Source organism: Streptomyces roseolilacinus, assembly GCF_014649335.1.
Classification (GTDB): Bacteria; Actinomycetota; Actinomycetes; order Streptomycetales; family Streptomycetaceae; genus Streptomyces; species Streptomyces roseolilacinus.
Genome location: NZ_BMSV01000003.1, coordinates 57,524 through 82,790, shown reverse-complemented (window position 1 = coordinate 82,790; position 25,267 = coordinate 57,524). Strand labels below are relative to the sequence as shown.

At 73.6% G+C, this 25,267-nt stretch carries 19 protein-coding genes; 5 read left to right on the top strand and 14 right to left on the bottom strand.

Annotation, left to right across the window (positions count from 1 at the left end; genetic code table 11):
- The first annotated feature begins 435 nt into the window (after positions 1-435).
- Positions 436-666: a DUF7455 domain-containing protein gene (locus IE106_RS07870; RefSeq protein ID WP_023586158.1), complete on the top strand. Its 231-nt coding sequence runs from the start codon at positions 436-438 to the stop codon at positions 664-666.
- Positions 667-874: 208 nt separating this feature from the next.
- Here the strand turns inward: IE106_RS07870 and IE106_RS07865 are convergent, their stop codons facing one another.
- The 7 genes from IE106_RS07865 to IE106_RS07830 all read right to left on the bottom strand — a co-directional run bounded on the left by IE106_RS07865 (position 875) and on the right by IE106_RS07830 (position 11,398).
- Complete coding sequence (locus IE106_RS07865) at positions 875-1,705, bottom strand: serine protease (protein ID WP_189531342.1); 831 nt, start codon at positions 1,703-1,705, stop codon at positions 875-877.
- Positions 1,706-1,854: 149 nt separating this feature from the next.
- The gene (locus IE106_RS30210; protein ID WP_229840166.1) at positions 1,855-3,408 is read right to left on the bottom strand and encodes an RNA polymerase sigma factor; all 1,554 of its coding nucleotides are present in this window, start codon (positions 3,406-3,408) and stop codon (positions 1,855-1,857) included.
- Between the two features lie 484 nt (positions 3,409-3,892).
- Positions 3,893-4,780, bottom strand: coding sequence for a FadR/GntR family transcriptional regulator (locus IE106_RS07850; protein ID WP_189531338.1), 888 nt, complete (start codon positions 4,778-4,780; stop codon positions 3,893-3,895).
- A 169-nt stretch (positions 4,781-4,949) separates the two neighbouring features.
- Positions 4,950-6,704, bottom strand: coding sequence for an ABC transporter ATP-binding protein (locus tag IE106_RS07845; RefSeq protein ID WP_189531336.1), 1,755 nt, complete (start codon positions 6,702-6,704; stop codon positions 4,950-4,952).
- A 132-nt stretch (positions 6,705-6,836) separates the two neighbouring features.
- Positions 6,837-7,601, bottom strand: coding sequence for an NUDIX hydrolase (locus IE106_RS07840; RefSeq protein ID WP_189531334.1), 765 nt, complete (start codon positions 7,599-7,601; stop codon positions 6,837-6,839).
- A 133-nt stretch (positions 7,602-7,734) separates the two neighbouring features.
- Positions 7,735-9,801, bottom strand: coding sequence for a glycogen debranching N-terminal domain-containing protein (locus IE106_RS07835; protein ID WP_189531332.1), 2,067 nt, complete (start codon positions 9,799-9,801; stop codon positions 7,735-7,737).
- A gap of 115 nt (positions 9,802-9,916) precedes the next feature.
- Entirely contained in the window at positions 9,917-11,398 is a 1,482-nt protein-coding gene (locus tag IE106_RS07830) for a DUF4192 domain-containing protein (protein ID WP_189531330.1), read from the bottom strand.
- A gap of 113 nt (positions 11,399-11,511) precedes the next feature.
- Here IE106_RS07830 and IE106_RS07825 point away from each other — a divergent pair, with 113 nt between their 5' ends.
- Positions 11,512-13,683, top strand: coding sequence for a RecQ family ATP-dependent DNA helicase (locus tag IE106_RS07825; RefSeq protein ID WP_189531328.1), 2,172 nt, complete (start codon positions 11,512-11,514; stop codon positions 13,681-13,683).
- Positions 13,684-13,900: 217 nt separating this feature from the next.
- Positions 13,901-14,530, top strand: coding sequence for a hypothetical protein (locus IE106_RS07820; RefSeq protein WP_189531326.1), 630 nt, complete (start codon positions 13,901-13,903; stop codon positions 14,528-14,530).
- Between the two features lie 93 nt (positions 14,531-14,623).
- On the opposite strand, the gene IE106_RS07815 is transcribed toward IE106_RS07820, so the two are convergent.
- The 4 genes from IE106_RS07815 to IE106_RS07800 all read right to left on the bottom strand — a co-directional run bounded on the left by IE106_RS07815 (position 14,624) and on the right by IE106_RS07800 (position 18,854).
- A complete protein-coding gene (locus tag IE106_RS07815; RefSeq protein ID WP_189531324.1) occupies positions 14,624-15,256 on the bottom strand; it encodes a hypothetical protein in 633 nt (210 codons plus the stop codon).
- A gap of 91 nt (positions 15,257-15,347) precedes the next feature.
- The gene (gene rnhB / locus IE106_RS07810; protein ID WP_189531322.1) at positions 15,348-16,058 is read right to left on the bottom strand and encodes a ribonuclease HII; all 711 of its coding nucleotides are present in this window, start codon (positions 16,056-16,058) and stop codon (positions 15,348-15,350) included.
- A gap of 232 nt (positions 16,059-16,290) precedes the next feature.
- Complete coding sequence (locus IE106_RS07805) at positions 16,291-17,202, bottom strand: ADP-ribosylglycohydrolase family protein (protein WP_189531319.1); 912 nt, start codon at positions 17,200-17,202, stop codon at positions 16,291-16,293.
- Between the two features lie 41 nt (positions 17,203-17,243).
- The gene (locus tag IE106_RS07800; RefSeq protein WP_189531317.1) at positions 17,244-18,854 is read right to left on the bottom strand and encodes an ABC-F family ATP-binding cassette domain-containing protein; all 1,611 of its coding nucleotides are present in this window, start codon (positions 18,852-18,854) and stop codon (positions 17,244-17,246) included.
- Between the two features lie 122 nt (positions 18,855-18,976).
- On the opposite strand from IE106_RS07800, the gene IE106_RS07795 reads away from it, so the two are divergent.
- Complete coding sequence (locus tag IE106_RS07795; RefSeq protein WP_229840164.1) at positions 18,977-19,630, top strand: TetR/AcrR family transcriptional regulator; 654 nt, start codon at positions 18,977-18,979, stop codon at positions 19,628-19,630.
- Between the two features lie 30 nt (positions 19,631-19,660).
- Here IE106_RS07795 and IE106_RS07790 read toward each other — a convergent pair whose 3' ends face one another.
- Positions 19,661-20,266, bottom strand: coding sequence for a YdbC family protein (locus IE106_RS07790; RefSeq protein WP_189531313.1), 606 nt, complete (start codon positions 20,264-20,266; stop codon positions 19,661-19,663).
- 133 nt (positions 20,267-20,399) lie between these two features.
- On the opposite strand from IE106_RS07790, the gene IE106_RS07785 reads away from it, so the two are divergent.
- A complete protein-coding gene (locus IE106_RS07785) occupies positions 20,400-20,927 on the top strand; it encodes a TerD family protein (RefSeq protein ID WP_189531311.1) in 528 nt (175 codons plus the stop codon).
- Positions 20,928-21,468: 541 nt separating this feature from the next.
- Here IE106_RS07785 and IE106_RS07780 read toward each other — a convergent pair.
- Both IE106_RS07780 and nrdR read right to left on the bottom strand, forming a co-directional pair.
- Positions 21,469-24,342 (bottom strand): vitamin B12-dependent ribonucleotide reductase, encoded by a 2,874-nt coding sequence (locus IE106_RS07780; RefSeq protein WP_189531309.1) that lies wholly within the window; start codon positions 24,340-24,342, stop codon positions 21,469-21,471.
- 156 nt (positions 24,343-24,498) lie between these two features.
- Complete coding sequence (nrdR, locus tag IE106_RS07775) at positions 24,499-25,011, bottom strand: transcriptional regulator NrdR (RefSeq protein ID WP_189531307.1); 513 nt, start codon at positions 25,009-25,011, stop codon at positions 24,499-24,501.
- Between the last annotated feature and the right edge of the window lie 256 nt (positions 25,012-25,267).

Sequence of the window (25,267 nt, the reverse complement as noted above, 5' to 3'; positions counted from 1 at the left end):
GGTTCGCTCCTCGCTGAATTTGGGTTCTTGCCCACAGGGGTACGGGGTCGGCGTCTGTGTCGGTCTGAGCGTACAGAGGCCTGGTAGAGCGGTTGTCACGCCACCCTCGTGAAGAGTCATGCTAGTCCAGCGTCGCATGAATGTTCGATCACTCGGCCGGGTGACGTGGACATCACGTTCCCTTCCAGGCATGAACCATTTAGGCTCCGGGCACGTCCTCATGAACAACCGGCAACCCGGCCGGGGGGACATACGACCCAAGCAACGCGAAACCCGTAACGCACAGCGACACCGCAATACGGCTCATTCGCCGCCAACCGGCAGCAGACAGCCACCTGGAAAAAGTTTCGGGGAAAAGCCGCGAGCGGGAACGTTTTCGGCCTGGTTGGATGTTGACCCTGGTACGACAGCTCGTCGAGCTAGAGAAGAGGCGACGTGACTACTGTTCTGACCCCCGCGAGCCCGCTGACGGCCGCCGACCGCTGCGATCGCTGCGGCGCCCAGGCATATCTGCGCGTCGTGCTGACCAGCGGTGGCGAACTGCTCTTCTGCGCCCACCACGGCCGCAAGTTCGAGCCGGAACTGAAGAAGATCGCCGCGGAGATACAGGATGAGACGGACCGGCTCACCACGGTGCCGGCCGGAGCAGCCGACGAGGACCGCTGACACGCGCATCCACGACGAGCGAGACCGGTCCAGGACCGGATATCGGGCGGCCGCCCCCCGTCACCGCGGGGATCGGCCGCCCGCCGTTTCCCGTAGCCGTACGGCGGAGGGCGGCACCCCGTGTGACGGCGGGGTGTCGCCCTTCGCCGTACGGCCGGCCGCGTCGGGCGGCCGTACCGCCCCGGCGGCCGCCCGGGCGGTGCGGTGATCACGACGGGGGAAGCACCGCCGAGACCCGGGTGTAGACGCCGGGGCTCCCCGGCAGCCCGCAGCCGCTGCCCCAGGACACCAGGCCGATGAGCTTGCCCCGCGCGATCAGCGGGCCGCCGCTGTCGCCCTGGCAGGCGTCCCGGCCGCCCTCCCTCGTACCGGCGCACAGCATCGTGGCGGGGAGGTACCGGGCCTCGCCCCGCCCCGCCGGGTAGGCGCGGGCGCAGTCCGCGTCCGGCAGGACGGACACGTCGGCGACGTGCAGCGTGTGCGCGTACGTCCCCATGCCCGTGGTGTCCCCCCACCCGTACACGGTGGCGTTCGTGCCCGCGGCGTACGCGGGGTCGCCGGCGGGCGCCACGGGGATCACGTAGTCGCGCGGCAGCGCCTTGGCCAGCGTCAGCACGGCGGCGTCACCGGCGTTGGACCCGGCGTCGTACGCGGGGTTGATCCACATGTCCTTGACGGCCACCTCGTGCCCGCCGCTCCCGCCGAGGTCGCTGCGGCCGGCGATGACCTTGAGGTCCCGCAGCTCCTCGACCCGTACGCCCAGCACGTCCTCCCGCAGACAGTGCGCGGCGGTCGCCACCTTGGTCGGGGCGATGACGACGCCCCCACAGAACTGGCCCGCTCTCGTACGCCCGAACCGGTCACGACTGGAGAGGGCCACGACCCACGGGGTGTCGGGCGCGTTCGCCGTCCGGCCGCCCACGACCCCGCTGTCGGCCGCCGCCGGCGAGGGCGCGGCGAGGGGCACGACGGCCGCCACGGCGGCCAGGACCCCGAGGACCGCCCGCTTCCTGCTGATGGGATGACGCGTACCGCGCATTCGACCTCCTGACTCAGAGATGCATATCGCTTACTCAGCGTCAGTCACGCGGGGAGCGGCCGCATCCCCGCAACGCCAAAGGGCCCGATTCCTTCACGGAACCGGGCCCTTCGGGGCGCCGTGTACGGGCGAGCGTGTTCGAGCTTCGCTCAGTCGAGGTAGTCGCGCAGGACCTGCGAACGCGACGGGTGGCGCAGCTTCGACATGGTCTTGGACTCGATCTGGCGGATCCGCTCGCGGGTCACGCCGTAGACCTTGCCGATCTCGTCGAGCGTCTTCGGCTGTCCGTCGGTGAGGCCGAAGCGCATGGAGACCACGCCCGCCTCGCGCTCGGAGAGCGTGTCGAGCACGGAGTGCAGCTGCTCCTGGAGGAGCGTGAAGCTCACCGCGTCGGCCGGGACGACCGCCTCGGAGTCCTCGATCAGGTCACCGAACTCGCTGTCGCCGTCCTCGCCGAGCGGGGTGTGCAGCGAGATCGGCTCACGGCCGTACTTCTGGACCTCGATGACCTTCTCGGGGGTCATGTCGAGCTCCTTGGCCAGCTCCTCCGGGGTGGGCTCGCGGCCCAGGTCCTGGAGCATCTGGCGCTGGACGCGCGCGAGCTTGTTGATGACCTCGACCATGTGCACCGGGATGCGGATGGTGCGGGCCTGGTCGGCCATGGCACGGGTGATCGCCTGGCGGATCCACCACGTGGCGTACGTGGAGAACTTGTAGCCCTTGGTGTAGTCGAACTTCTCGACGGCACGGATCAGACCGAGGTTGCCCTCCTGGATCAGGTCCAGGAACAGCATGCCGCGGCCGGTGTAGCGCTTGGCGAGGGAGACGACCAGACGGAGGTTGGCCTCCAGCAGGTGGTTCTTGGCGCGGCGGCCGTCCTCGGCGATGATCTCCAGCTCGCGCTTGAGCTTGGGGGCCAGCTTGTCGGCGTTCGCGAGCTTGTCCTCGGCGAACAGGCCGGCCTCGATGCGCTTGGCGAGCTCGACCTCCTGCTCGGCGTTGAGGAGGGGGACCTTGCCGATCTGCTTCAGGTAGTCCTTGACTGGGTCCGCGGTGGCACCGGCGACGGCGACCTGCTGGGCCGGCGCGTCGTCCTCGTCCTCGTCGGACAGGACGAAGCCCTTGGCCTCGCCGTCGGCCTCCTCGTCCTCGCCCTTGACGGCGGCGACGTCGTCGAGCAGCTCCTCGCCCTCGACGAGCTCGTCGGCGTCCTTCTTGCCCGCCGTCTTCTTGGCCGTGGTCTTCTTGACCGCGGTCTTCTTCACGGCCGTCTTCTTCGCCGCGGTCGCCTTCTTCGCGGCGGTCTTCCTGGCGGGGGCACCGGCCTCGTCGGCCGGGGTGTCCGCGCTCTGGGCCGCCGGAGCCGCCGGGGAGGACGCGGCCGTCCTCGCCGTGGTCGTCCTGGCGGTGACGGTCTTGGTGGCGGTGCGCTTCGCCGGGCTCTTCGCTGCGACGCTCTTGCGGGCGCGCTTCGGCGACTCCGCTGCACTGACCATCAGCGTCACACCCTCTTCCTCGAGGATCTGATTGAGGCTGCGCAGAACATTCTTCCACTGGGTTGGCGGGATCTGGTCAGCCTCGAAGGCCCGACGCACGTCATCGCCCGCGATCTGCCCATCAGCCTTTCCCCGCTCGATGAGCGCCATCACAGACTCGGACTCGGCGATCTCCGGCGGGAGCGTACGGGATGTGCTGGCCGACACGAACAACCTCTCGGAACGATGGAAACGGCTTCCGGCCCCGCCCGTGATCGGGCCGGAGCCGACGACCGCCGGCGGGGAATGAGCCGGCGACGCGGGCTGGACCTCGGAGGTGCACAGCGCCGTGGACGGCGGCTGTATTCCCTCTTCGGCTGTCACCTCTTAGGTCATCGCCGTGCTTCGAGGAGCGTTACGCCCAATCCACGTGGCCCGAGTCACACCGCAGAGCATGATGAACAGGAGCAAAAGGGATCATCACCCCGCATTCACGGTCGCTGCGTCACGGCCACCGCGCCGTCGGGACCGCGCCACCGGGCGCTGCCGTCCGGGCCGCGCCGCCGGACCCCGGGGCCGAGCCCGGTCCGGGTACCCCGGTGGGGCCCGGCGACACGTGCGCGGGCGGCGCCCCGTGTACGGCGCCTCCGTGTTCGCACGGCATCGGACGCCCCGCGCCACCGTGCGTGCGGCCCTCGGTCACGGTCCGCGTTCAGTGCTCGCGCGGGGCGGGGACCACTCGGTCCACGTCGGGCTGGATGGTGAGGAGCTGCCGCATGGCGGCCTCGGCGGCGGGCCCGTCGCCGGCGGCGAGGGCCTCCACGATGTGGGCGTGGTGGCTCAGGCAGGACTCGCCGGGGCGGTCGCAGCTGATCGCCGGGGAACCGGAGACCTGGAGCGCGGCGGAGACGATGCCGGAGAGGTGCTCCAGCATGCGGTTGCCGGCGAGCTGGATGAGGAGCGAGTGGAACTCGGTGTCGGCGCGGGAGAACGTGAGCGCGTCACCTTGGGTCAGGGCGTGGCCCATGATCTCGACCATGTCGGCGAGGCGCTGCTGGACGTCCTCCCGCCCGTGGCCGGCGGCGAGGCGGGCGGCGAGGGGCTCGATGGTCCAGCGGAGCTCGGCGAGCTCGCGGCGCTGGTCGTCGCGCTGCGGCCCGAAGGCGCGCCATTCGATGATGTCGGGGTCCAGGAGGTTCCAGTCGCTGACCGGGCGGACCCGGGTCCCGACGTTGGGGCGCGCGCTGACGAGGCCCTTGGCCTCCAGGACGCGGAGGGACTCGCGCACGACGGTGCGGGAGACCTCGAAGCGCTGGCCGATCTCCTCGGGGACGAGCGGGCGGTCGGCGCCGAGGTCGCCGGAGACGATCATCTGGCCGAGCTGCTGGACGAGTTGGCCGTGGAGTCCGCGGCCGCGGTTGCTCGCCGACCGGCGGCCCACCCGGCCCAACTCCGTTTCGCCGACGTCCCAGGCGGGGGCGCCGACGCGGTCGACCGCGGGCGTCTCCCCGTAGGAGTAGCGGTCGAGACCGCCCGAACTGGGGAGGCCGGCCTCGGTGGGGCGGCCGGCGGTCATCATGGTGTGCGCAAGGGTACTCACGCATCCTTTGTCGGCGTCGCTTCCGGACCTCTTGAGGTCTTTGGTGAAAAGCACACGAAAGGGTGATCGGCGCCCACGCCGCAATTGACGCCTTATCGTAAGGAACCGGACAAATTCCAAGGGCTCGCGACGGATTGGCACGCAACGATCACCTTCCGACGGCAATCGGTCACCAACGGGCGTCGCGCCGTAGCCCCGTGAACAGAAACGCGCAGAGGAGCGCGGTCAGGGACAAGCCCAGTGCCACACCGACGGGTTGGGCCACGACGCCGAGGGCTCCGTCGAGCCACCGGTCGGCCTCGTGGGGCCAGCGGGGCCAGGCCAGTTCGCGCAGGCGGGCGGGGAGCCCGGCGACGGCGCGGACGGCCGGGCCGAGAAGCGCCCCCTCGACGGTCGGCGCGACGACCACGGGCACGGCCAGGACGGCGACGATTCCCGCGGCGGTGGCCCGGAACACCCCGGCGGCCAGCAGTCCGGCCCAGCCGCATCCGACGACGAGGGCGAGCCAACCGGCGCAGAGGGAAGGCCAGTCGGCCGGTACGGGGATCAACGCGCCGCCGTAGACGAGCCGCAGCGCCTCCAGGTCGACGACGGCGACGACGACGGCGAGCAGCAGCGCGGTGACGCCCGTGACGGCGAGCTTGGCCAGCAGCAGGCCGAGGCGGCGGGGGGCGGCGCCCAGGGCCGTGGGGAGCACGGGGTAGCGGTACTCGTCACCGAACGAGAGGGCGCCGACGAGTCCGGCCCCGAGCGCGGCGGGCGGCAGCGGCAGCAGTTCCGGCCAGGCGGCGACGGCGACGGGCGGGGGCGTGGCGGCGAGGCGCCCCAGCAGGACGGCGAGCACGGCGGAGCCGGCGACGGTGCCGCCGAGCGCGAGTGCCGTCGAGGGCACTCCCGTCAGGCGCCGCAGCTCGTAGCGCAGGGGGCGCAGCGGTCCCCGGCGCCTCCTCCCGCCGCGCCGCCGCGCCGCGCGGGGGACGGGGCGGACCGGGGCGGCGTGGGCGGCGGCCTCGGGACCGCAGGTCCGGGACTCGGGGGTGGACGCCGGCTCGGGGGCGGGGCCCGTCTCCTCGGTGAGGCGGTGGAGGAGGATGCCGTGACGGAAGGCGGTCTCGCCGACCTCGGCGCAGTCGCTGCCGTACACGTACAGCAGGCCGCCCCGCTCTGCGACGGCCTCGACGGAGCGGCGGGCGGCGCGGGCCTCGCGGGTGAGCTGCGCGGCGAGGCGGGCGGCGTGGGGGGTGCGGACGGCGACGCGGGGGCGCAGCCGGGTGCGGGCGAAGGCGGCGGCGTCCTGGTCGGCGACGAGGCGCCCGGCCCGGATCGCCACGACGTGGTCGGCGGTGCGGGCGGCCTCCTTGGTGTCGGCGGTGGTGTACAGGACGGTGCCGCCCCGGGCGGCGTGGGTGCGCAGCACGCCGTGCAGCCAGGCGGCCTCCTGGGGCGGGAGCCCGGCGGCCGGCTCGTCCAGGACCAGCGCGTGCGGGTCCCCCAACAGGGCCGCGGCGATGCCGAGTCGGCGGTCCATGCCGCGGGAGAGGGCGCCGAGCCGCTGGTCGGCGAGCCCTTCGAGGCCGACGGCGTCGATCAGGTCGTCGGCGCGGGAGGTGGGGACGCCCGCGACGGCGCAGACCATCCTGAGCTGGCCGCGCACGGTGCGCGCGGGATGCCCGGGGACGTCACCGAGGAGGACGCCGATCTCTCGCGGCGGGTGGGCGACGCGGTGGAGCGGCCGGCCCCGGAAGTAGGTGACGCCCCGGCCCCGTTCGAGGCCGAGCATGAGCCGCAGAGTGGTGGTCTTGCCCGCTCCGGCGGGGCCGAGGAGGGCGGTGACCTGTCCGGGCCTTGCCTCGAAGGTGAGGTCGTCCACGGCGGGTGGGCGGTTCCGGCGCGGCGTGCTGGTGAGTCCGATTGCCTGGAGCATCGTTTCTCTCGCGGTAGGTGAGACCGCTCGGCGGCAGGGCGGGTACCGCAGCACGATAACCCGGCATTTCGGACTTTCTGCGCAGGGTGGGGGCCGCGGGGTGCCGGATTCCCGGCGCCTCCCGCGGGTTCCTCAGACTTCGGGGCGGAGCATCGGCGGGTTGAGCAGTGTGGCGCCGCCCGCACGGAACAACTGCGCCGGACGGCCCCCCTGCCGGGTGGTGGTGCCGCCGGCGGGCACCAGGAAGCCCGGCGTCCCGGTCACCTTGCGGTGGAAGTTGCGCGGGTCGAGCGCCACGCCCCACACCGCCTCGTACACCCGCCGCAGCTCGCCGACCGTGAACTCCGGCGGGCAGAAGGCCGTGGCCAGCGAGGAGTACTCGATCTTGGAGCGGGCGCGCTCGACGCCGTCCGCGAGGATCCGCGCGTGGTCGAACGCGAGCGGCGCGGGCGACTCGTCCCCGAAGCCCGCCTCGGGGCTGAGCAGTTCCTCGACGGGCGCCCAGCGGACGCTGTTGGCGTCACCGCCCGGCCGGGGCGCGGGCAGGTCGGGCGCGAGGGCGAGGTGCGCGACGCTGACGACCCGCATGCGGGGGTCCCGCTTCGGGTCGCCGTAGGTGGCGAGCTGCTCCAGGTGGGCACCGGCGCCGGGCGCGGGGGTCGGGTCGCCCGGGTCGTGCACGCACAGGCCGGTCTCCTCGGCCAGCTCCCGCGCCGCGGCGGCGCCCAGGTCCTCGTCGGCCCGCACGAATCCCCCGGGCAGCGCCCAGCGGCCCTGGAACGGCGGCTCTCCGCGCCGGACGACCAGTGCGCACAGGGCGTGGCGGCGCACGGTGAGGACGACCAGGTCGACGGTCACGGCGAAGGGCGGATAGGCCGAGGGGTCGTAGGGGGACATGCCGCGATCATAGTCGTCTTCCTGACGATAAACACGCTCGTCGGGGTCTCCGGTCACGGTGTCCGGCGCGCTCCCGCCCGGCCGTCCGCCCGCTCGTCCCTCCGCCCGTTCCCCGGCAGCGGTCCGCATGTGGTCACACCCCCAACTGAAGTCCGTCGGCGGCCTCCTCGACCATGCCGAGGCCCAGCCTGCTCACGCGCACCGTGAACGGCCGCCCCGCGACACTGAGCCCGGAGAGCCGGATCGCCCCCAAAGGGGCGCAGCGTACCGGGTGCAGCGCGACCGTGCGGGCCGGAGCGTCGGGACGGACGCCCGCGAGAGCGGTGAGGACGTGGACGGCGGCGGCCGCGGCCACGGCGGCGGGGCGGCACGCCGAGGGGTGCGGTACCGGGGCGCCGTCCTCGGTGCGCTGTTCCCCCGCGTACATCTCGGGCAGCCGGTACGCGAAGGCCTCCGCGGCGTCCAGCAGACCGCGCAGCAGCCCGGACGCCGCCTCCTCGTGCCCCGCGGCGGCGAGCCCCGACACGGCGAGGGCCGTCTCGTGGACGCGGACCGCCCCGGCGCGGTGCCCGAAAGGGTTGTACCCGGGCTCCTTGGCGCCGAGGCTGCGCAGGCCCCAGCCGGTGTCCAGCACGGGGTTGCCGAGCAGCCGGGCCACCCGCCCGGCCCGCACCTCGTCGAGCAGCCCGTCGGCGTGGCGGCCGGCTCCGAGCAGGCCGGTGTCGAGCAGGTGGGCCATGGCGCCGCCCAGGTGCGGCACGGGTCTGCCGGCCGCGGTGAGGGCGGCCGCGGGTCTGCCGCCCGCGCCGTCGTCCAGCCAGAAGTCCCGCCGGAACCGCCGGCGCATGGCCCGGGCCCGGTCACGCCACTCGTCGGCGCCGGGCCGGTCGCACGCCTCCAGGAGTCCGGCGCCGAGCAGGGCGGCGCGGTGGCCGTGGGCCTGCGTCTCGGCCCGTCTGACGGGGCCGGCGGGGCCTGGTTCGGCCACCAGCCCGTCGTCGTCCACGGCGGCGCGCAGCCAGTCCAGGCAGCGCTCGGCGGTGGGCAGCAGTGCCGCGAGGTCCTGCTCGGGGAGCCCCCAGAGGCGGGCCTCGGCGAGTACCACCGGGAAGGCGAGGGTGGCCTCCACCCCGGTGCAGACGGGCGGCAGGTGGGGGCCCGCGTCGCGAAGCGGCCCGGGGACGCGCCCGGACGGCCCGGGCCCGGCGTCCAGCGAGCGGGCGACGCCGCGCAGGGTGTCGGCGGCGAGCCGGGTCCCCAGGGGGAGGAGCATGCGGGCGGCCCAGAGGGCCTCGGCCGGCGCGGGACCCGTCCGCCATGGCACACCCGCCGCCAGGTGGAGGTCGGACGGGTGCGCGGGGTCGCGGACGAGCAGACCGCGCAGATCGTCGAGGGCGGCCTTGAGGAGCCTCGCGGCCCGCGGGTCGTCGGCCTCGGCACCGCTGTCCGGGAGGCGCGGGCCGCCGGTGCGGCCGGCCGGTCTGAGGGGGCGTCCCGCGTTGACGGACAGTTCGACGACGCGGGTGGCGCCGGGGGCGACGTCGAGCTCCCAGCGCAGCAGGCCGGCGGAGGCGAGGGCGTCCTGGGGCGGGGGGTCGGCCGTGACGACGGCCTGGGCGCCGTCGGGCGCCGTCCAGCGGAGTCCCGAGCCGTGGACGGTGGCCGGCAGCTCGGGTCCGGGGCGGCCGGAGACGACGGCACCGAGCACGGCGAGGTCCGTGCCGAGGGCCAGCTCCACGGGGAGGCGCACCGGGCGGCCCGTCGTGTTGCGCAGTGCGATCCGCTCCGAGCCGTCGGCGTCCCGTGAGCGCTCGACGAAGACGCCGGGGTCGGGTCCGGGGTCGGCCGGGGAGCGGACGACGGCCACGAACCGGGCCCGGCCTGCCGAGGTGAGCCTGCCCTGGACCGTGAGCGGGTCGCGGCCGTAGACCCGCAGCCGGCAGCGGGAGAGCAGGCGTCGCCCGGAGTGGTAGACGCCTTCCAGGCCCTGTCCGGTGAGCTGGCCGTGCTCGGCCGAGACGGCCAGTCCGGGGAGGGCCACGCAGACGAGGGCGTGGTGCACGGGCGGCAGCTCGCCGGGACGGCCGCCGGGCAGCGGGCCGTGACCGATGGTGGCGGGCTGCCGGGCCTGCCCCCGGGGAGGCCGGGCGGGTGCGGACGCGGCAGGGCGGGGGGTGGGGGTGGGGACGGTGAGGTCCATGGGTCGTCTGCTGAGCCTTCTGTGCGCTCCGGACAGCCGCTGGAGGTACGGCGGCACGGGTCGGGCGACTCCGCCACCCACGTGAACGGCCGCACCGGGGCGGGGGTCACGGCCGTCATCGGGCGCTCCCCTCCTCGCTTCCGTCCGCTCCTCCCGCACCGGACGGGTCGCCGCCCGGTCCGCCGTCGCGCGTGCCGCACGGCTCCTGGCGGCCGGTGCGTCGGCCCGTGTGCGCACCGACGCCGGGGCCCGACGCCTCGGCGGGGCGGGCGGAGCCGGGGCCCGTGGACGGGGCGCCCTGGGCGGTGCCCCGGGACCGGCCGACCCGGGCGCGCAGCCGGCGCCGCACCCCGCGGGCGCCCGCCGCCCGCGCGGTTGCCCGCGTACCGGGCGCGTGCCGGGTCCCGGCCTGCGCACGGGCCTCGCGCTCGCCGCGCAGGCACTCGCGGAGCGTCTCCGGATCCAGCTGCTCGTTGCACGCCTGGTGCAGCAGGCGGGCGAAGACGTACTCGGGGTCGGCCTCGAGCGCCAGGCCCAGGGCGACACGGGCGCTGGGCTCGTCGGCGGTGGACCAGGCGACCCACCCTGCGAGGGTGAGGGGCGCGGCGGCGTGCTCACCGTAGGCGCCGACGCACCGGCGGGCCAGGGCGCGCCAGAGGCGCAGCGCGTGGTCCGCCTCGGGGCCCTCCATCCACTCGGCGGCGCGGTCCCGGGTGCGGCGGTCCTGCAGTCCGACGATCAGTTCGGCGGCCTCCTCGTGCGTGATCAACGCGTCGTCCCGGGTGTCGGAGGTGTCCTGGTCGGCGAGCGGCGGATGCTCGGCGAGCCGGTCGACGAGCATCCGCGCCAGCCGGATCGTGTCGTCCCGCACGTCCTTGCGTGCCCTGGTGTCCAGGATGCGGTGGACGAGGGCGGCGCTGGCCGCGTCCAGGGCACGCTCCTGCCCGATCACGGTGGCGCGGGCCGTGCGGGGCCTGAGCCTGGCCTCCATGTCGCGCAGCGAGCCGCGCACGTGGATGCCGGCGTAGGCGGCGGCCGCGGCCATGACCGAGGTGCCGGGCGGGGCGAGCGCGGTGCCGTCGGGCGGGCAGCAGTCGCTGTCGGGGCAGCAGTACGACCAGAACCTGCCGCCGGAGAGGCACAGCGCCTCGTACACGGGGACGTCGAGGGCCCCGCACGCCGTGCGCAGCTTCTGGGCGAAGGGCCGCAGCCGCTCCATCACCCTCCGGCCGCTCTCGCCCTCGCCGGGGTCCTGGCAGAGGAAGACGACGATGCCGTCCGGGCGGGAGCCGCGTCGCTCGCACCCCTCGACGAGGCACTCGGCGAGCTGCTCGGCGACGGGCGCCCATTCGCGGGGCGAGCGCGGAATGCCCAGCCTGAGCCGCCCGCCGAAGCGGCCGCGCTCGCCGTGCAGGGCGAGGAGGACGACGGAGTCGGTGGGGTGGAAGCCGAGCGTGTAGGGAAGCGCGTCGGCCAGTTCGGCGGGGCCGCGCAGGGTGATCTGCGGTTCGTCGGTGAACCCGGTGGTGCCGGTGGGCAGCGCGTCGCCGGACGGGGAGGCGCCGTGGGGACCGGTGTGGTCGTGGTGTGCGTTCATGGCTCGACGGTCCCGCCCGACCCGCCGATCCGTCGACCCCTGTGGATAACCGTTGTCCACAGGCATGGCGGCCCGTTCGCCGGTTGTCGGTGCCGTGCTGTTCCATGTGAGGCATGGAGCACACGAACGACCGAGACCTGCGTGCCGCCGCGGACACCGTGCTGGCCCGCCTCGTCGGTGACGCCACCGGCACGGCCCGGCTGCGCGAAGACCAGTGGCGGGCCATCGAGGCGCTGGTCGCGCACCGCAGACGGGCGCTGGTCGTGCAGCGCACGGGATGGGGAAAGTCGGCCGTGTACTTCGTGGCCACGGCGCTGCTGCGGGCGCGGGGCGGCGGCCCCACGGTGATCGTCTCGCCGCTGCTCGCGCTCATGCGGAACCAGGTGGAGGCCGCCTCCCGGGCCGGCATCCGGGCCCGGACGATCAACTCGTCGAACACGGAGGAGTGGCAGACCGTCCAGGAGGAGATCGCCGCGGGCGAGGTCGACGTGCTCCTGGTGTCGCCGGAGCGGCTGAACAACCCGGACTTCCGCGACCAGGTGCTGCCCGCGCTGGCGGCGGCGACGGGCCTGCTGGTCGTCGACGAGGCGCACTGCATCTCCGACTGGGGCCACGACTTCCGCCCCGACTACCGGCGTCTGCGCACGATGCTCGCCGAGCTGGCGCCCGGCGTGCCGGTCCTGGCGACCACGGCGACGGCGAACGCCCGGGTGACGGCCGACGTCGCCGAGCAGCTCGGCACGGGGGCGGAGTCCGACGCGCTGGTGCTGCGGGGCCCGCTCGACCGCGAGAGCCTGCGGCTCGGGGTCGTACGGCTGCCGGACGCGGCGCACCGGCTCGCCTGGCTCGCGGACCACCTGGGCGAGCTTCCGGGTTCGGGCATCGTCTACACGCTCACGGTGGCCGCGGCCGAAGAGGTCGCCGCGCACCTGCGGCAGTGCGGGTACGCCGTCGCGTCGTACACCGGTCGCACGGAGAACGCCGACCGGCAGCAGGCGGAGGAGGACCTGCTGGCCAACCGGGTCAAGGCGCTGGTCGCGACGTCCGCGCTGGGCATGGGCTTCGACAAGCCCGACCTGGGCTTCGTGGTGCACCTGGGCTCGCCGTCCTCCCCCATCGCGTACTACCAGCAGGTGGGACGTGCCGGCCGTGGTGTGGCGAGCGCGGAGGTGCTGCTCCTGCCGGGGAAGGAGGACGAGGCGATCTGGCAGTACTTCGCGTCGGTGGCCTTCCCCCCGGAGGAGCAGGTGCGGCGCACGCTGGACGTGCTGGCGCAGGCGGAGCGCCCCTTGTCGCTGCCCGCGCTGGAGCCGCTGGTCGAACTGCGGCGCACCCGGCTGGAGACCATGCTCAAGGTCCTCGACGTGGACGGGGCGGTGCGCCGGGTGAAGGGCGGCTGGACGAGCACGGGCCGCCCGTGGACGTACGACACGGAGCGGTACGCCTGGGTGGCGCGGCAGCGTGCCGCGGAGCAGCAGGCGATGCGGGACTACGTGGCGGCGGACGGCTGCCGGATGGAGTTCCTGCGGCGGCAGCTGGACGACGAGGAGGCGGCGCCGTGCGGCCGGTGTGACAACTGCGCGGGGCCGCGCTTCGAGGCGAAGGTGTCCGAGACCACGCTGGACGCCGCGCGCGGTGAGCTGGGCAGGCCGGGCGTGGAGGTGGAGTCGCGCAGGATGTGGCCGACGGGGCTGCCCGCGATCGGGGTCGACCTCAAGGGCCGCATCCCGGTCGGGGAGCAGTCGTTCCCGGGCCGCGCGCTCGGGCGGCTGTCGGACATCGGCTGGGGCAACCGGCTGCGGCCGATGCTGGCGGACGGGGCGCCGGACGGGCCGGTGCCGGACGACGTCCTGGACGCGGTCGTACGGGTCCTGGCCGACTGGGCGAAGGGCCCGGGCGGATGGGCGTCGGGCGGACCGGACGCGCCGCCGCGGCCGGCCGGGGTGGTCACGGTGGAGTCGCGCAGCAGGCCGCGGCTGGTGGGCTCGCTGGGCGCGCGGATCGCCGAGGTGGGCAGGATGCCGCTGCTCGGCTCGGTCGGCTACGCGCCGGAGGCGGTGGACATCCGGATCTCCCGGACCAACAGCGCCCAGCGTGTCCACGGTCTGCACCGGGCGCTGACGGTTCCGGTCGACCTCGCCGACCGGCTGTCGTCGGTGGGCGGCCCCGTGCTGCTGGCCGACGACTTCTCCGACAGCGGCTGGACGTTGGCCATGGCGGCGCGGCTGCTCCGCCAGGCCGGAGCGGCGGGGGTGTTTCCGCTGGTCCTCGCGGTCGCGGGCTGACCCGGGGCGGCAAGGGGGATGATCGCGGCCGGGAATTGGGTGTCATAACGCCCCATTCCCGTCAGGCGCCGCAATTGCTCGTTGCCGCCCACCCATGTGGCCAGCAAGAATTGGATTCCGCCCCTGCACGGTCCGTTCGCGGTCCGGTAAGGCCGTGCCGCGGTGGGCCCTCACCCGATCCCTGCCCGCTCGTGGGCGCGTATGCGAAGGGAGGACCGTGACCTTCGGATTCGCTCCGTCCGCAGCAAGCCCGTTGACCTCGCCTGCCGGTTCCGTCAGCCGCCTCGCCCGTATGCTCGAGCCCGCCGAGTGGGCGGCGGCCGGAATTCCCTTGTTGCGCAACCCCCGTGACGTCGTGACGGGATTGCACGCCCGCCACCGGCCGAGGCCCTCGACCGCCGTGGTCGCCGTCCTCGACCACGAGGAGCGGCTCGTCGCCAGTGCGTCGTTCACACCGAGACCGGAGCCGGCGGACGGATGGGACTTCCGCAACGCCCTGCTGGCGCACCTGCGCCGGGTGGTCCCGCACGACCTGCGGCGCCGCACACCGGTGCGTACGGCCGTCCTGCTCTACTGCCGTGAGGGCGACGCGCGCTGGACGGAGGAGGACGGGGCGTGGATGTGGGGCCTGCGGGACGCCTGCACGCTCCACGGGCTCCGCTGCGGCGCGTACATCACCCTGACCGGCGAAGGCTGGCAGGTGCTGGGCGAGGATCGTGGGGGCCGGAGCCCGCACGCGGCCTCGCCGCCGACCGACCTGTCGGACACCGGCGCGGACGATGCTCCGTCCACGCCGCGCAGGGCGAGCGGCGCCGCCGAGGCCCTGCGCCGGACGGCGGCACGCTGACTCCCGCACCGAGCCCGGCGGTTCGCGCGCCCGGACCTCACGGGGCCCGCCGGGCCGGACGGCGGTGCCGTCCGGCCGCGGGGTGAGCCTCCGTCAGAGGGAGGTGCCGAGCACGGCGTTGATCCGCTTCGGGTCGCCGCAGACGATGAGCAGCGTGTCGGCGCGGCTCATCGCGGCGGGCAGGGCCCGGGCGGTGGCGGTGTCGTCGCCGCCGTTGACCGCGACGACGACCACGGGCCGGGCCGAAGCGCGGTCCACGGCGGAGGCGTCGGCGAAGAACACGTCGTCGCGGGCGTCCTGCTGGGCCCAGTAGGAGGTCTCGCCGAACGACAGCTCGTGCGCCGCCCACGGGTGCTGCTCGCCGGTGGTGAGCACCAGGATGTCACCGGGGGTGCGGCCGTTCTCCAGCAGGAGGTCGACCGCCTCCTCGGCGGCGTCGAGGGCACCGTCCAGCGGGGCCGGGATCAGCTGGATCTGCGGTGTGTTCCGGGACTCCCCGGAACGGTTCTCCGGCCGGGGCGCCGGCTGCCCGCCCGCGGTGTGCGGGCGCGGCGCCGGCGGCGTGGGCCTGGCCGGGCCGGGGCCCGGACGTCCGGGACGGGGTGAGGCCGCGGTACGCGGGCCGGGTACGGGTCTGGGGGTCGGCGCGGGGCGGCCTGCGGCCGGCATGGCGCGGGGACCCTGGGCACTCTCGTGAATCTGAGGCTCCTCGGGGGTGAGAGGCATGATGGGATGTTTATCAAACGCCGGTGCGAGTGGCATCGGCGGGTGGCTGGTATGTGCGGTCCGTCGGTACGGCCGCTCGGCCGGTGGCCGGTCAGAAGTCGAAGCCGAGCTGGCCCCCGCTTTCCAGTTCGGCCGCCTCCGCGGAGACACGGACCTTCTTCAGGTGCCGCCATCGGGGCAGCGCGTCCAGATACGCCCAGGTCATGCGGTGGTGCGGGGTGGGGCCCAGCTCGGCGAGCGCAGCCTTGTGCACCGGTGACGGGTAGCCCGCGTTGGCCGCGAACCCGAACGGCTCATACGTTTCGTCCTGCGACTCCAGTTCGGCCATCATCGCGTCTCGCCGCACCTTGGCGATCACCGATGCCGCCGCCACGGCGATACAGGACTGGTCGCCCTTGATCACCGTACGGACCTGCCAGGGATCTCCGAGGTAGTCGTGCTTGCCGTCGAGGATGACCGCGTCCGGGCGCACCGGAAGCGCGTCCAGCGCGCGTACGGCGGCCAGCCGCAGCGCCGCCGTCATTCCGAGCTCGTCGATCTCCTCGGGTGAGGCGTGTCCCAGGGCGTGGGCCGTGACCCACTGCTCCAGCTCCGCGGCCAGTTCGGCCCGGCGCTTGGGAGTGATGAGCTTGGAGTCGGTGAGTCCGGCCGGAGGCCGGCGCAGTCCGGTGACGGCGGCGCAGACCGTGACGGGCCCTGCCCACGCCCCGCGTCCGACTTCGTCGACTCCGGCGATGACCTTGGCGCCGGTTGTCGCTCGGATCGAGCGCTCGACGGTGTGTGTGGGTGGTTCGTACGGCATGGCGCCTGACAGGTTACGCCGCCCGTCCCCTCCCGTGACAACCGGATTGGCATCCGATGCCCTCCTCCTCCCGGACACGGCTCGGCGAACCGGGGTGCCGGAGGCCCCGGCGAGGGCGGGACGGAACTCGCCGCCGCCTTCCCGACACCCTCCCAAGTACGCCAGGGAGTTGCCGAGCGCCCGCCTGGCCGGGGCGGGGCGGACGGGACAGGGCGGACGCGGGGGCAGGGCGTCAGAGGCCGGGACCGGTCGGCATCCAGCCGGGGAGGCCCTCGGTGCGGGCCAGCCAGTCGGCGGGCGGTGCGCCCGCCGATGTGGCGGCGACCACACCGCCGACGATGGCGCACGTCGTGTCGACGTCACCACCGGCCTGCGCCGTCGTCCAGAAGGCCCGCTCGTAGTCGCCGAGGGAGCGGGCCGCGGACCACAGGGCGAACGGCACGGTGTCGTGGGCGGTGGTCCGCCGCCCGCAGCCGAGGACGGCGGCGACCGTCTGCGTGTCGTCGTAGTCGAGCATGTCGCGGGCGCGCCGCAGTCCGGCTCCGACGGCGCTGCGGGGCACCAGGGCGATGACGGCGTCGAGGAAGTCGGTGGCCTGGGGCGGTCCCTGCGGCGCCGCGGCGAGTGCGGCGGCGGCCGCGACGGCCATGCAGCCGACGACCGCCTCCCGGTGCTGGTGCGTGGTGTAGGAGGAGATCTCCGCCTGGTGGGTGGCCTGCTCGGGGTCGTCGGCGTACCAGGCCCCGAGGGGCGCGATCCGCATGGCCGCGCCGTTGCCCCAGGAGCCCTGGCCCTGGAAGAGGGCGGCGGCGAGTTCCCGCCAGTCGCCGCCCTCCCTGACCAGCCGGAGCATGCGGTTGACGGCGGGGCCGTAGCCCCGGTCGAAGTCGTGGTGCACGGCGAAGGAGCGGGCGAGCGCGTCCTGGTCGATGCGGCCGTGTCCGGCGAGGACGGCCAGCACGGAGCAGGCCATCTCCGTGTCGTCGGTCCACTGCCAGGGGTCGGGCGGCAGCTCGCGCCGCTTCAGCAGGGGGTAGTTGGCGGGAACGAAGAACTGGGAGCCCAGGGCGTCCCCCACGGCCAGCCCGCGGAGGCTGGCGAGAGCGCGTTCGAAGCGCTGGTCGGGAGAGAAGTCAGCGGTCATCGCCTCGCCACTCTATCCGGTGGCGTCCCTCCGGTCCGGGCTCAGCGGACGAGGCGGCCGGCCTCCAGGCGCTGGACGCGGCCGGTGAAGCGGCGGCGGAGCAGCCGGTCGTGGGAGACGACGACGAGGGCGCCGGTCCAGCGGTCGAGGGCCTCCTCCAGCTCTTCCACCAGGCCGGGCGCGAGGTGGTTGGCGGGTTCGTCGAGGAGCAGCAGATCGGCGGGGCGGGCGAGGAGCCGGGCGAGGGCGAGTCGGCGGCGCTGCCCGGCGGAGAGGGCGCCCACGGGCGTGTCGAGGTCCCTGGGACGGAACAGTCCGTACGACAGGAGGAGTTCCTCCTTCTCCTCCTCGGTCCCCGCCAGGCCGCGGCCGAAGGCGGTGAGCAGCCGCTCCGCCGGGCGGTCGACGGGTATCTCCTGGGCGAGGAACCCGATGCCGCCGCGCCGGGTGACGGAGCCGGTGTCGGGTGGGAGCCGTCCGGCCATGACGCGGAGCAGAGTGGACTTCCCTGCGCCGTTGCCACCGTGGATCAGCAGCCTCTCCCCCGCCGCGACGGTGAGGTGGTCGACGGCGAGCCGGTCTCCCACGCGCACGTCCGAGAGGGCCACCAGGTCGCCGTCGGCCGTGCCGGCGAGGGGCCGGGCGGTGAAGGCGAGGGGGCGCGGAGGCGGCGGCACGGGATCCTCGTGGAGGCGCCGCAGCCGTTCGCGCGCGCTGCGCACGCGCCCGGAGACCGACGCCTGGACGCGTCCGGCCGCCCGGTCGTAGGCCATCTTGTTGTTGTCCTTGATGGTGCGGCCGGCGGCGACGCCGTGGGCGGTGGTGGCGGCGTACGCCTCCAGCCGGGCGGTCTCGTCGCACCAGTCGGCGTGGGCCTGTTCCCAGCGGCGGCGGGCGGCGGCACGCTCCTCCCGGTAGCCGGCGTAGCCGTTGCCGTGGCGCACGACGGTGCGGCGGTCGGCGTCCACGTCGAGCACGGTGGTGGTGACGCGCTCCAGGAAGGTCCGGTCGTGGGACACGGCGACGACCGTGCCGCGGTGCGCGAGGAGGGCGCCCTCCAACCAGTCGAGGGCCGTCTCGTCCAGGTGGTTGGTGGGCTCGTCGAGCAGCATCACCTCGGGGGCGGCGGCGAGCAGGCAGGCGAGACCGAGGCGGGCCTGCTCACCACCGGAGAGGCTGCCGAGGAGCCGGTCCCGGTCGACGCCGGCCAGGCCGAGGCCGTGCAGGGCCTTGTCGACCCGGGCGTCCGCCTCGTACCCGCCGCGCAGCTCGTACGCGGTGAGCAGCTCGCCGTACGCGGCGAGGGTGGTGTCGTCGGCGTCGCCGAGGGCCGCTTCGAGGTCGCGGAGGCGGGCCTCCACGGCCCGCAGTTCGTGCAGGGCGGCGTCGACGGCGTCCCCGACCGTGCGGTCCGGTGGGAGCTGCGGGGTCTGGGCGAGCAGGCCGGTGCCGCCCTCGGCGACGGTGACCACCTCGCCGCCGTCGGGGGCCTCCGTACCCGCCAGGAGGCGCAGCAGCGTCGACTTGCCCGCGCCGTTCTCCCCCACGATGCCGATCCGCTCGCCGGGACGCACGGTGAGGGAGACGTCGTCGAGCAGCAGCCGCTCGCCGCGGGACTTGGTCACGTGGTGAAGGGAGATCTGCGTGGGCAAGGGCGCCTCCAGGATCGGCGGGACGGACAAGGGCCAGCGGTTAAGGCAACCCGAGTTGCCTTAACGAGAGTGTGGCACACTCGTTCCGTCTAACGCAACAGACGTAGCGATTGGTTGGCGAAGTGGAACAGCAGAACCCCGCGCCCGGCACCCGCCGCCCCGGCGGCCGTACGGCACGGACCCGCGCGGCCGTCCGCGACGCCGTGCTGACGGGGCTGGGCGAGCACGGCTACCCGGGCCTCACCGTCGAGTACGTGGCCGAGCGGTCGGGCGTGCACAAGACGACGCTGTACCGCAGGTGGGGCGGGATCGAGGGACTGGTCGCGGACGCCCTGGACCTCGCGGGCGAGGACGGCTGGACGCCACCGGACACCGGGGACCTGGAAGGCGATCTGCGGGCCCTCGCGCGCGAGGTGCGCGACTCGTTCGCCGACCCCGCGGCGGCCGCGGCGCCCACGGCCTTCGTCGCGGCGGCGTTCCAGTCGGAGCGCGCCGCCGACGCGCTGCGGGCCTTCTACGCGGAGCGGTTCGCGCGCTGCGAGGCCGTCGTCGAACGCGCGGTGGCGCGCGGCGAGGCACCGGCCGGCACGGACGCGGGCGCGGTGGTGCGCGCCGTGTCGGCGCCGCTGTTCCTCCGCCTGTTCGTCACGCGGGAGCCGGTCGACGCGGCGCTGGCCGACCAGGCGGCCGCGGCGACGGTCGCGGCGGTACGGGCGGGGGCGTTCACGACGGGGGCCGGCACCGGCCCGGCCACGGCGCCCCCCGCCGGCGGCTGACGCCCGCGGCGCGCCACGGCGCCGGCCCGCTCAGACCGTCCAGGCCGCCTCGAGGTCCACGACGTCCCCGGTCAGGGCGACGACGTCCGTCGCCAACTGGGCGCGCAGGGCGAGCCGCTCCACCCGCTCGGCCCGGTACTTTCCGTGCTCGGCCGCCGACCGCCACATCGACAGGACCAGGAACTCGTTGCCCGGGGCCTCCCCGAACAGGCCGCGCAGCATGCCGGGGGACCCGGCCATCGCGGGGTTCCACACCTTCTCCTGCATCAGGGCGTAGTGCTCGACCCGGTCCTCACGGATGCGGCTGTGGGCGACCCGTACGACGTCGGCGTCGGTGAAGCGCGGCTCGAAGCCGGTCTTCACGTCGAAGCGGTAGTCGAACAGCTTGACCCGGACGTCCTTGAAGGTGCCGGACTGCGCGACGGCCAGCCTGTCGTGCGACCGCGCCATGAAGGAGTCGTAGAAGGGGCGGCTCTCCCAGAAGGAGAAGACGTGGGCCACACCGGGGCGCAGCCGGCTCCATCCGCCGCCCTGCCCCCGGAAGCCGGGTTCCCCCGGCAGCCCCGCCCATTTCCGCTGCCCCCGTTCGAACCCCCGACGGTCCACCACGGTGCAGCAAGTCCACTTGACCAGCACCGCGCCATCGTACGGCGCGGGGAACCCACCCATACGGCATTCGTCACTGACGCTCCGTGACACCATGGACAACGGGTCCGACGCGAAGGGGAGTTGCCCCTCCGCGGTACCGGACCCCGGAGAGGGGGAAGCTGTGAGCAGTCTCAACAAGGGTGTCGAGAAGGTCGAGGTGGCCCTCAAGTGGGACCCGAGCACCGGCGGCGGCCCGGTCCACGACCTCGACATCATCGCCGCCGTCTACGGCGCCGAGGCCCCGGCCGGCGAACCGGCCTACCTGGTCCACTTCGACAGCCGTTCACCGGACGGCACGATCACGCTGAACCGGGACAGCCGTACGGGGCAGGGCCTGGGCATCGACGAGTCCATGACGCTGGAACTCAACCGGCTCGCCCCCGCCTACGCGCGCGTCGTCGTGGGCATCGCCATCCAGCAGGGCGGCGGCCGGGTCACCTTCGGCGACGTGGCGAACACCGGCGTGATCGTCAAGGAGGGCTACGAGGAGCTGTTCCGCGACGACTTCACCGGCGTACGGGACGCCACGTCGGCGACCGTCGTGGAGTTCACCCGCGAGGGCCCGAGCACCTGGGTGTACAAGTCCGCCGTCCGCGGCTTCGACTCCGACCCGGAGTCCTTCACCCGCCTGATGGGCGCCCCCCGGTAGGGGCCGGGAACGGGAAGGTGGGGAGAGCTCCCCGGTGGCCTCCCCACCTCGGGAGGCGCCGCGGCCGGGTGCTGAGCGAGCCCGACGGTGACCGCGCATCGATCGGTCCCGTGGCGGGCCGGCCGGCGGCCCGTTCGGCGAACGCGTTCCCTGTCGCCCGCTCGGCGGCGGCGGCGATGTGCTCGTTCCGGTGAATCGGGACGTGGACGTCGTGGAAGGCATCGGCCAGTTCGCCGGGGTGCGCGGACGCCTGCGCGAGATGCGCGTCCAGGACGAGCGCCACGCCCCTGCCGGCCGAGCGCCGGTCCCTGGGAGCCCTCGGCCCCTGCCGGCGGCGGTGCGACCCGTCGTCGGGATACGGCTCCCCCTCGCACGGGAGGGGCGCGTCCGGAGCGAGCCGATGGAGCCGGAGCGACCGGGCAGCACAGGCCGAAAACGGCGGAGAGGGAGCCGCCCCGGGGGCGGCTCCCTCTCTCACCTGCAGGTCAGCGACCCGGGCAGGGGACGCTCAGTGACACGTCGGATGCGCTCGCGTCCGTCGTCAGCTGCAGCCGCTGGTCGAGCCGCAGCCCTCGCAGATGTAGCAGGAGCCGGCGCGCTGCATCTTGGTGCCGCAGGAGAAGCACAGCGGGGCGTCGGCCTGGATGCCGAGCTGCATCTCGACGAGCTCCGCGGACGTGTGCGCCTGCTTCGGGGCGGGGGCCGGGGTCTCCGCCTTCGGGGCGGGGGCGACGGCCTTCGGGGCCTCCTGCTGGCGCGGGGCGGACTGGGCGAGGCCCTCGACGTCCACCTCGTCGTCGGACGGCTCGTACGAACCGGTCTCCAGGTGCCGCTGGCGCTCCTCGGCGGAGTGGATGCCGAGCGCCGAGCGGGTCTCGAACGGCAGGAAGTCCAGCGCCAGGCGGCGGAAGATGTAGTCGACGATCGACTGGGCCATCCGCACGTCCGGGTCGTCCGTCATGCCGGCCGGCTCGAAGCGCATGTTGGTGAACTTCGAGACGTACGTCTCCAGCGGCACGCCGTACTGCAGGCCGACCGAGACGGCGATGGAGAAGGCGTCCATCATGCCCGCGAGGGTCGAGCCCTGCTTGGACATCTTCAGGAAGACCTCGCCGAGACCGTCGTCCGGGTAGGAGTTGGCGGTCATGTAGCCCTCGGCGCCGCCGACCGTGAAGGAGGTGGTGATTCCCGGACGTCCCTTCGGGAGGCGCTTACGGACCGGACGGTACTCGACGACCTTCTCGACCTTCGCGGGCACGACCTCGGCCTTCTCCTCCTCCTTCTTCTTGGCGGAGAGCGGCTGGCCGACCTTGCAGTTGTCGCGGTAGATGGCGAGCGCCTTGACGCCCATCTTCCACGCCTCGAAGTAGACCTCCTCGACGTCCTCGACGGTGGCCGTCTCGGGGAGGTTGACCGTCTTGGACAGCGCGCCGGAGATCCACGGCTGGATCGCGGCCATCATGCGGACGTGGCCCATCGCGGAGATGGAGCGCTCGCCCATGGCGCAGTCGAAGACCTCGTAGTGCTCCTGCTTGAGGCCGGGGGCGTCGATCACGTTGCCGTGCTCGGCGATGTGGGCGACAATCGCCTCGATCTGCTCCTCGTGGTAGCCGAGGCGGCGCAGCGCCTGCGGCACGGTGCCGTTGACGATCTGCATCGAGCCGCCGCCGACCAGCTTCTTGAACTTGACCAGCGCCAGGTCCGGCTCCAGGCCCGTGGTGTCGCAGGACATAGCCAGGCCGATGGTGCCGGTCGGGGCGATGACGGACGCCTGGGCGTTGCGGAAGCCGTTCTTCTCGCCGAGGCGGATCACGTCCTGCCAGGCCTCCGTGGCGGCGGCCCAGATCGGGGTGTCCAGGTCGTCCATGCGGACGGCCTTGGCGTTGGCGTCGGCGTGCTGGCGCATGACGCGCTGGTGCGGCTCGGCGTTGAGGGCGTAGCCGTCGTACGGGCCGACGACCGCGGCCAGCTCGGCGGAGCGGCGGTAGGAGGTGCCGGTCATCAGCGAGGTGATCGCGCCGGCCAGGGCGCGGCCGCCGTCGGAGTCGTACGCGTGGCCGGTCGCCATGAGCAGGGCGCCGAGGTTGGCGTAGCCGATGCCCAGCTGGCGGAAGGCGCGGGTGTTCTCGCCGATCTTCTGGGTCGGGAAGTCCGCGAAGCAGATGGAGACGTCCATCGCGGTGATGACCAGCTCGACGACCTTCGCGAAGCGCTCGGCGTCGAAGGACTGGTTGCCCTTGCCGTCGTCCTTCAGGAACTTCATCAGGTTCAGCGAGGCGAGGTTGCAGGACGTGTTGTCCAGGTGCATGTACTCGCTGCACGGGTTCGAGCCGTTGATGCGGCCGGACTCGGGGCAGGTGTGCCAGTGGTTGATGGTGTCGTCGTACTGGATGCCCGGGTCGGCGCAGGCCCAGGCGGCCTCGGCCATCTTGCGGAACAGCGCCTTGGCGTCGACCTCCTCGATGACCTCGCCGGTCATGCGGGCGCGCAGGCCGAACTTGCCGCCGGACTCCACGGCCTTCATGAACGCGTCGTTCACGCGGACCGAGTTGTTGGCGTTCTGGTACTGGACGGACGTGATGTCGTCGCCGCCCAGGTCCATGTCGAAGCCCGCGTCGCGCAGGGCGCGGATCTTCTCCTCCTCCTTGACCTTGGTCTCGATGAAGTCCTCGATGTCGGGGTGGTCGACGTCCAGGATGACCATCTTGGCCGCGCGGCGCGTGGCACCGCCGGACTTGATCGTTCCCGCGGAGGCGTCGGCGCCGCGCATGAAGGAGACCGGGCCGGAGGCGTTGCCGCCGGAGGACAGCAGCTCCTTGGAGGAGCGGATGCGGGAGAGGTTCAGGCCGGCGCCGGAGCCGCCCTTGAAGATCATGCCCTCTTCCTTGTACCAGTCGAGGATCGACTCCATGGAGTCGTCGACGGACAGGATGAAGCAGGCGGAGACCTGCTGGGGCTGCGGCGTGCCGACGTTGAACCACACCGGGGAGTTGAAGCTGAAGATCTGGTGCAGGAGGGCGTAGGCCAGCTCGTGCTCGAAGATCTCCGCGTCGGCGGGCGCCGAGAAGTAGCCGTGCTCCTCGCCGGCCTTGCGGTAGGTCTTCACGATGCGGTCGATGAGCTGCTTCAGGCTCGTCTCGCGCTGCGGGGTGCCGACGGCGCCCCGGAAGTACTTGCTGGTGACGATGTTGACCGCGTTCACCGACCAGAAGTCGGGGAACTCGACGCCACGCTGCTCGAAGTTGACCGAGCCGTCGCGCCAATTGGTCATGACGACGTCACGGCGCTCCCAGACGACCTCGTCGTACGGGTGCACGCCGGGGGTCGTGTGGATGCGCTCGATACGCAGGCCCTTGCTCGCCTTGGGTCCCTTGGTGCGGGAGCCTCGTGCCGGGCCGCTCGTCGTCTCTGTCATGCCGCCTCCCATATATGGGCAAAAACGCCCTTATGTGCCTGAAACTTCCCAAGGCACGGTCTTTGTCTGTTGCCATGGGTGCCGCTCACGGCGCTCATGGCAGGTCGATTGGCCGCCTCGACGGGCGGTCGCCGGGCCGGGGGCCCGGCCGGCCGCTCAGTCGGTGGCGGCCGCGGGCACCGGGACCCCGGGGGTCACACCGGTGCCGCACTCCTCCGCGGGGGGCCGCCGCTCGCGCAGTTCCGCGATGGCGGCCTCGAAGTCCTCCAGCGTGTCGAACGCGCGGTACACGGACGCGAAGCGCAGGTACGCGACGAGGTCGAGCTCCTGCAGCGGACCGAGTATGGCGAGACCGACGTCGTGCGTGGTGAGCTCCGCGCTGCCGGTGGCCCGGACGGCCTCCTCGACCCGCTGGCCCAGCTGCGCGAGGGCGTCCTCGGTGACGGGCCGCCCCTGGCAGGCCTTGCGCACACCGTTGATGACCTTGGCCCTGCTGAAGGGCTCGGTCACCCCGCTCCGCTTCACGACCATGAGGGAACAGGTCTCCACCGTGGTGAAGCGGCGGGAGCAGTCGGGGCACTGGCGACGGCGCCGGATGGACGTCCCGTCGTCGGTGGTGCGACTGTCGACGACACGACTGTCGGGGTGCCTGCAGAAGGGGCAATGCATGGTCCCATCCCTTCTTCACCGCACGACTGAACAGCCCCGGGAGGCCCTTCCGGGCCCCTCGAAGCAGCCACAAGCATAGGCGATGCCCACCCTCCCGAAGGACCGGGGGACCACAACTTCTAGGTGGCTGTGACCATGCAACCACTACATGTAGGGCCTGGCCCTCATTCCCGGCGCGGCGCGTGTCGCGCCGCGCACCGGTTCCCGGGCCGGCGACGAGCCTACGGCACGGCCGACCTCCGGGAACTCCGGGGCG

Coding starts and splice junctions, on each gene's coding strand:
- IE106_RS07865 (WP_189531342.1), bottom strand. CDS start 1,705: ATGCGCGGTACGCGTCATCCCATCAGCAGGAAGCGGGCGGTCCTCGGG.
- IE106_RS07845 (WP_189531336.1), bottom strand. CDS start 6,704: ATGCTCCAGGCAATCGGACTCACCAGCACGCCGCGCCGGAACCGCCCA.
- IE106_RS07840 (WP_189531334.1), bottom strand. CDS start 7,601: ATGTCCCCCTACGACCCCTCGGCCTATCCGCCCTTCGCCGTGACCGTC.
- IE106_RS07835 (WP_189531332.1), bottom strand. CDS start 9,801: ATGGACCTCACCGTCCCCACCCCCACCCCCCGCCCTGCCGCGTCCGCA.
- IE106_RS07830 (WP_189531330.1), bottom strand. CDS start 11,398: ATGAACGCACACCACGACCACACCGGTCCCCACGGCGCCTCCCCGTCC.
- IE106_RS07825 (WP_189531328.1), top strand. CDS start 11,512: ATGGAGCACACGAACGACCGAGACCTGCGTGCCGCCGCGGACACCGTG.
- IE106_RS07815 (WP_189531324.1), bottom strand. CDS start 15,256: ATGCCTCTCACCCCCGAGGAGCCTCAGATTCACGAGAGTGCCCAGGGT.
- rnhB (WP_189531322.1), bottom strand. CDS start 16,058: ATGCCGTACGAACCACCCACACACACCGTCGAGCGCTCGATCCGAGCG.
- IE106_RS07805 (WP_189531319.1), bottom strand. CDS start 17,202: ATGACCGCTGACTTCTCTCCCGACCAGCGCTTCGAACGCGCTCTCGCC.
- IE106_RS07780 (WP_189531309.1), bottom strand. CDS start 24,342: ATGACAGAGACGACGAGCGGCCCGGCACGAGGCTCCCGCACCAAGGGA.
- nrdR (WP_189531307.1), bottom strand. CDS start 25,011: ATGCATTGCCCCTTCTGCAGGCACCCCGACAGTCGTGTCGTCGACAGT.